Source organism: Paenibacillus sp. EB106-06-01-XG199, assembly GCF_058791575.1.
Window position 1 is genome coordinate 50,712 of record NZ_JBYTDQ010000019.1, and the last position, 6,628, is coordinate 57,339.

Consider the following 6,628-nt stretch of genomic DNA (forward strand, 5'->3'; position numbering starts at 1 on the left):
ATGTTTCACAGATGGATATTATTTCTCAGTTTCTACTTCTTTTTCCAGGGAAGCTGCTGGCGGCTCAACGGTAGTTACGACAAGCTCACCGTTCACCTCATCAATCTTGAGGGAATCACCTTTTTTGATGTTGCCCTTCAGCAGTTCTTCAGACAGCCGGTCCTCAATATGCTTCTGGATCGCCCGGCGAAGCGGACGTGCGCCGAAGGCTGGATCATAGCCCTCTTTGGCCAGGAAGGCTTTGCCTCCCTCTGTCAGCTCAAAGTCCACATCGTACTCACGCAGCCGCTTGCGCAGCTCATCGGACATCAGCGTAACAATTTCTGCGATATGCTTTTCTTCCAGAGAGTGGAAGACAATGATCTCATCGATCCGGTTCAGGAACTCGGGACGGAAGCTCTTCTTCAGCTCATCCATAACCTTGCCCTTCATATTGGTGTAGTCTGCTCCCGCATCCTGCACCGCTGTGAAGCCCAGTGTCGAATTCTTCTTGATCGCCTGCGCTCCTACATTGGAGGTAAGAATGATCAGAGTGTTGCGGAAATCGACCACGCGGCCTTTGGAATCGGTCAGACGGCCGTCTTCCAGCACCTGCAGCAGGATGTTGAATACTTCTGGATGAGCCTTCTCAATTTCGTCCAGCAGTACTACGGAATATGGTTTACGGCGTACCTTCTCGGTCAATTGTCCGCCTTCTTCATAACCCACATAACCTGGAGGCGCTCCTACCAAACGGGAAGTGGAGTGTTTCTCCATATACTCCGACATATCAATCCGGACCACCGCATTCTCATCACCGAACATTGCTTCAGCAAGCGCCCGTGCCAGCTCGGTTTTACCAACCCCGGTTGGACCCAGGAAGATGAAAGAACCCATAGGGCGTTTAGGATCCTTAAGTCCTGCACGTGCCCGGCGGAGGGCCCGGCTGACTGCCTTGACGGCTTCGTCCTGGCCGATTACCCGTTCATGCAGGATAGACTCCATATTAAGCAGACGGTCGGTTTCCTCTTCCTTCAGCTTGCTGACCGGTATGCCGGTCCAACTGGCTACCACTTGAGCGATATCCTCCGGTGTAACCTGCGAGTCGGTGCGGCCTTGCTTCTCTTTCCACTGGTTCTTGGTCGTGTCCAGTTCCTCGCGGATCTTTTGCTCCGTATCCCGCAGTGCTGCAGCCTTCTCGAATTCCTGGCTCTGTACGGCTGAATCCTTCTCCTTGCGGATATCATCCAGACGCATTTCCAGTTCCTTCAGATTCGGCGGAATCGTGTAAGAATTCAATCTTACCTTAGAACCGGCTTCATCAATCAGGTCAATTGCTTTGTCCGGAAGGAACCGGTCAGGAATGTAACGGTCGGACAGTTTTACAGCCTCTACGATGGCTTCATCCGTGATCTTCACACGGTGATGGGCTTCATAACGGTCACGTAGTCCGTAAAGAATCTGTACAGCTTCCTCAGGAGAAGGCTGATCCACCGTAATAGGCTGGAAGCGGCGTTCCAAGGCTGCATCTTTCTCAATATATTTGCGGTATTCATCCAGCGTAGTGGCACCGATGCATTGCAGCTCTCCACGGGCCAGAGCCGGCTTCAGGATGTTGGAGGCGTCAATGGCACCTTCCGCACCGCCTGCACCGATCAGGGTGTGCAGCTCGTCAATGAAGAGCACGATGTTTCCTGCCTGGCGAATCTCATCCATAATCTTCTTAAGGCGGTCTTCAAACTCACCGCGGTATTTGGTTCCGGCTACTACAGAACCCATATCCAGAGTCATTACGCGTTTGTCGCGCAGCGTTTCCGGAATTTCATTATTGATGATCTTTTGGGCCAGACCTTCGGCAATGGCTGTTTTACCAACCCCAGGCTCACCGATCAGCACCGGATTGTTCTTCGTCCGGCGGCTCAGCACCTGAATGACACGTTCAATTTCCTTACTGCGGCCAATAACCGGATCCAGGTTGCCATCCTTGGCATAGGCGGTAAGGTCACGGGCCAGGCCATCCAGCGTTGGTGTGCTGACATTGGCAGGCGCACCGCTGTGGCTGGAAGTAGCTTCGCTGCTGCCGAGCAGCTGCAGCACTTGCTGGCGGGCCTTGTTAAGGCTGATCCCCAGGTTGTTAAGTACACGGGCAGCTACACCCTCGCCTTCACGGATAAGTCCGAGCAGGATATGCTCAGTGCCGACGTAAGTGTGTCCCAGCTTGCGGGCTTCGTCCATCGACAGCTCAATAACTTTTTTGGCACGAGGAGTATACGCGATGTTTGTTGGCTGCTCCTGTCCTCTGCCGATCAGTGTTTCCACTTCATCCTGAATTTTCTCAAGACCCAGACCAAGTCCGATTAGAGCTTTCGCGGCTATGCCGTCTCCTTCACGAATCAGTCCGAGCAAAATATGTTCTGTCCCAATGTTGTTGTGTCCCAAACGAACAGCTTCTTCTTGCGCCAGCGCCAGCACTTTTTGTGCGCGTTCCGTAAATCTTCCAAACATCATATCTCCTGCACCTCCACGAATAATAAATATCTATAATTAATGTTGTGATCCCAGTGTTTCCCGGAGCAGCTTTGCCCGGTACATATCACGTTCAGTAGCCGTGAGCTCATCGCCGAACAGCTTTTGCAAAAATCCGGGCTGTGTCTTGACATTCAGCTCATTCAGCACTGAAATCGAAGGCCCTTCCAGTATCCCCAAATCGACTCCAAGCCGCAAATCGGATAACCGCTGGGCCGACTCTTTAAGCTCCATTACTGCCGCATAGGACAAAATGCCGTAAGAACGTTTAATCCGGTCGGTAATCCGCAGTGCGGAATCAACCAGCAGGCGTTCACGGGCATTCCGTTCATGCTCTATAATCTGGGTGACCACACTGTGAAGATTCTCAATGATTTCACTTTCGGTCTGTCCCAGCGTAATCTGGTTGGATATCTGAAAGATGTTCCCTACTGCTTCGCTGCCCTCACCATAAATTCCTCTTACGGTCAGTCCCACCTGATTTACAGCGGATAGAATCCGGTTGATCTGATGGGTCATAACCAGTGCCGGCAAATGCAGCATCACCGAGGCTCTTAGCCCGGTTCCTACATTGGTGGGACAACTCGTTAAGTACCCTCTTCTATCATCAAAGGCATAATTGACAGAAGCCTCAAAAATATCGTCGATGGCCGTAGCCCTTACCCAAGCCTCTTTAACCTGCAGGCCGGGAAACAGACATTGAATCCGGAGGTGGTCTTCCTCATTGATCATGATGCTGACCGACTCATCCTCGTTCAGAATGACCGCTCCACCCCGTGAATCATTGGCTAGATTTGGACTGATCAGATGTTTCTCCACCAGCACTTTTTTATCCAGCTCATCCAGCTCATCCAGCTTCAGCAGTTGAAAGGTACCAAAGTCCGCTGCAGCTTCTCCCTGAAACACGGGTGCCAGCTGCTCCAGCGCCTCTTCCGCCTGCTCGGCAGATGCCAGCAAAGGAAAAGGCAGGTGCTCCAGATTGCGGGCGATACGCATACGGCTGCTGATTACAATCTCAGAATGGCTGCCACCGCAGCGCATCCAGTCACTAAGCGCTTGTTCGGTAAACCGGAGACTTGACATGCCGCATCCCCCCTATATATGAAAGACTTTACTCTTGTGCCATTTCTTTTTCAAGTCGGCGGATCTGATCCCGCAGCTCGGCTGCAGTTTCGAACTCCTCTTGCATAATGCTTTGCTGCAATTCCAACTTCAGTTCATCAATTTGCCGTTTGCACATAATTTGTGCCCCCGCACGTTTTGGCAGCTTGCCTACATGAGCGGTACTGCCATGCACTCTTCGGAACAGCGGATCCAGCGTGCTGTCAAAATATTTATAGCAGGAGCTGCAGCCGAACCGTCCAAGTTTGCTGAACTGGGAATACGTCATGCCGCAATTCTCGCATTTCAGTCCCTGTGCATTTTGGGTTGCCGCGGATTTCTCCTTGCCGGAACCTTCCAGATCCAGTAAACCGGAGAGCAGGCTGTGAATGGAGAACCCGCCCGCGGTTCCGGGAATTAACTCCCCCTTCTCCCGCGCACAGCTTTCACAAATATGAAATTCCGTCTTCTCTCCACTCACAATTTTGGTGAAATGAAGGGTAGCCGGTTTGACGCCGCATTCCTGGCAAAGCATAAGCGGTGTCCCCCTTACCATTCGTATTATTTACCAAGCAAAGAAATCAGCATGGCTTTCATAATCTTGGCACGAATCTCATCCCGGTAGGGCAGATTAATCGTCAGACAATCCCGGGAAACAGCGGCGCGCATGAGACACGCTTCACGCTTGGTTAAGAACAGGGCCTCCTCAAGCTGGTAGATCAGCCCTTCGGCGGAATTCTGGTCAATATCATTGCCTATCGTGGATTTGAGATGTGCGTAAAGCGCCACATTCTGAGGAAGCTCAAAGCGCTGAATCCGGATGTAACCTCCGCCTCCACGTTTGCTCTCGACCACATAGCCCTTCTCCAAAGTAAAGCGCGTACTGATGACATAATTGATCTGCGACGGTACACAGGAAAACTGGTCCGCCAGATCATTACGCTGAATTTCCACCGTACCTTCGGGACTTTCATGCAAAATATTCTTCAGATATTGTTCGATAATATCGGAGATATTACGCATCACTCATCCTCCAGTGTTCAAAGCGTTAGGGTAATTCTTGCTGTACATCCGTCCGTCGGTGATCTCTTAAGAACTTAACCGAAGCACCTGATGGCGAATCGGACACAATGTCCTGCCTTTCAGGCTTTACAACTTAGGAGAGACTGATTTTGGGATGCGTTGACTTTGACTTTCTTTGACTTTTTTCATATTATAACATATTCTCACTGAATTCCAAGTGGTTAGTCTTATTTTTTACTTATTGCCGCCATTGTATTCGGAATAACCCTTAGATCAACATGCATTTTTTAATATGAAAAATAAAAAGCTCTCCCTGCTTCATTCAGCGCGGAAGAGCTGCTTACGATCAAAAGAAATCAAACAATGCGGTCCGTGCCTGCGGCATAATCCCTTTCAGCCACTCCACCGCTTCTAGACTGCCGGTTAACTGCCCACAGCGGTGCAATTCTCCCGGACGTTTGTATCCAAGCAGCAGCACCGTCAATGTTCCAATACCGCAGCGCAAATCTGCCTGCTCTCCGTTACCCTCTACTTGTATTAAAGATGCCTCGCCTTGCTGATCGACCTTCCACTCCCACAGCCCTTCGTTCCAAGGGGCATGCTCATCCTCAATATACAACGTGTGCTTTTGCAGCTCACTCTGTTCCTTAAAGGTGAGTCCTTCCACAAAGGCTTTGGCATTAACAATACGCGCCATAAAATAAGGATAATTCTCCTGCGGAATACGGGGATCCGGAAGCAAAAACGGCAGCATATCATCGGCTGGCACCAGCTTTAATTTCGCAGCGGTGACCATCGAATCATGGTTAGCGAGAAAAGTCCACAATCCCCGGCGGGCTTCTTCGTCCATAAAAATGAATTCATCAATAACCAGTTCTTTGTTCTCTATTTTATAAAGCACATAACCTCCCGGTTCACCCGCTGCAGAATAAAACACACAATGATGTGTATCCTCATCCACTACGCTGTTCTCCCACCATTCACGATCACGAAGCAGCGCACCGTTATACCCGGAAGCAAAGCGCCCGTATAACTGTTCCAATACTTCAATGTTCGCTTTATCGCGCTCTACATGCCCCTCCATTTCGGCCTTCCGCGGAAACTTGCCCACCGGTATCGTGTACTTCTTATATTCACAGTAGATCTCCCACCCAAACCTGCGGTAAAAAGGAATCAAGAAGGGATGCAGGAAGGATAATGTATGACCTGACTCGTTCATTGTTTGCAGCGTGTGGGACAAAAGCTTGGCCACAAGTCCCTGTCTGCGGTTCTCCGGCCATGTCGCCACTCCGGCAATCCCACCCATGGAGACCGCTTTGCCTTGCACATACACCTGAAAAGGCAGCAGTGTCAGCTTCGCACTTAGCTCCCCTTCCTCAAAAATGCCCCAGACTCCTTCCGGCTTGAACTTTTGTTTGGATTTCACTCTGTCGTCACCGTTAAGTTTGAATTGAAAAGCGTACTCGGACAAGCCAAGGCTTGCCTCAAAATCCTCCAGCTGCAATTGCCTGATCTCCAATACCTTCACCTCATTATCAAATAGAATAGTGCTTATTAAGAGTATATCAAGCCCAGAAACGGTACGCGAATCCGCCAAGAAAGATTATATAGAATCCAATGGTTATCCACAACTTATACACAGCAGCACAAAGAACCGGAAAGAATATCTTTCCGGCAAAAAATAGTTATCCACGATTCCACAGTCTCTATCCACAAATTCCACATATTATCCACAAAACCCGTGTATTACTTGGATTTTCTCTTGACGAATCTCCGAGAATATGTCTTTCATCCACATCTTTCAGAGGTAGTTGCCTTTCTAATATTGTATCCACATGTGTGTAAGTTTTCTGCACTTCCTGAAAATTATCCACAGCATTTCCACAGCCCTGCACAAACACAAAAAAGCCACTGTCAATGAATCAACAATGGCTTTGTGTGCTTGGCGGCGTCCTACTCTCCCAGGACCCTTCGGTCCAAGTACCATCGGCGCTGGAGG

Annotated in this window: 5 protein-coding genes; all 5 read right to left on the bottom strand. The window is 49.9% G+C overall.

The genetic code is table 11. The annotated features are described in order from the left end of the window. Window positions 1–18: 18 nt before the first annotated feature. The gene (clpC, locus tag AC3WT9_RS33325; protein WP_038597145.1) at window positions 19–2,487 is read right to left on the bottom strand and encodes an ATP-dependent protease ATP-binding subunit ClpC; all 2,469 of its coding nucleotides are present in this window, start codon (window positions 2,485–2,487) and stop codon (window positions 19–21) included. Between the two features lie 36 nt (window positions 2,488–2,523). Then, a complete protein-coding gene (gene mcsB / locus AC3WT9_RS33330; protein ID WP_038597147.1) occupies window positions 2,524–3,588 on the bottom strand; it encodes a protein-arginine kinase McsB in 1,065 nt (354 codons plus the stop codon). A 28-nt stretch (window positions 3,589–3,616) separates the two neighbouring features. Continuing rightward, window positions 3,617–4,141, bottom strand: coding sequence for a protein-arginine kinase activator protein McsA (gene mcsA, locus AC3WT9_RS33335; RefSeq protein WP_076112967.1), 525 nt, complete (start codon window positions 4,139–4,141; stop codon window positions 3,617–3,619). A 26-nt stretch (window positions 4,142–4,167) separates the two neighbouring features. After that, window positions 4,168–4,629 (bottom strand): CtsR family transcriptional regulator, encoded by a 462-nt coding sequence (locus AC3WT9_RS33340; protein ID WP_038597151.1) that lies wholly within the window; start codon window positions 4,627–4,629, stop codon window positions 4,168–4,170. Window positions 4,630–4,975: 346 nt separating this feature from the next. After that, entirely contained in the window at window positions 4,976–6,148 is a 1,173-nt protein-coding gene (locus AC3WT9_RS33345) for a GNAT family N-acetyltransferase (RefSeq protein WP_341379941.1), read from the bottom strand. Between the last annotated feature and the right edge of the window lie 480 nt (window positions 6,149–6,628).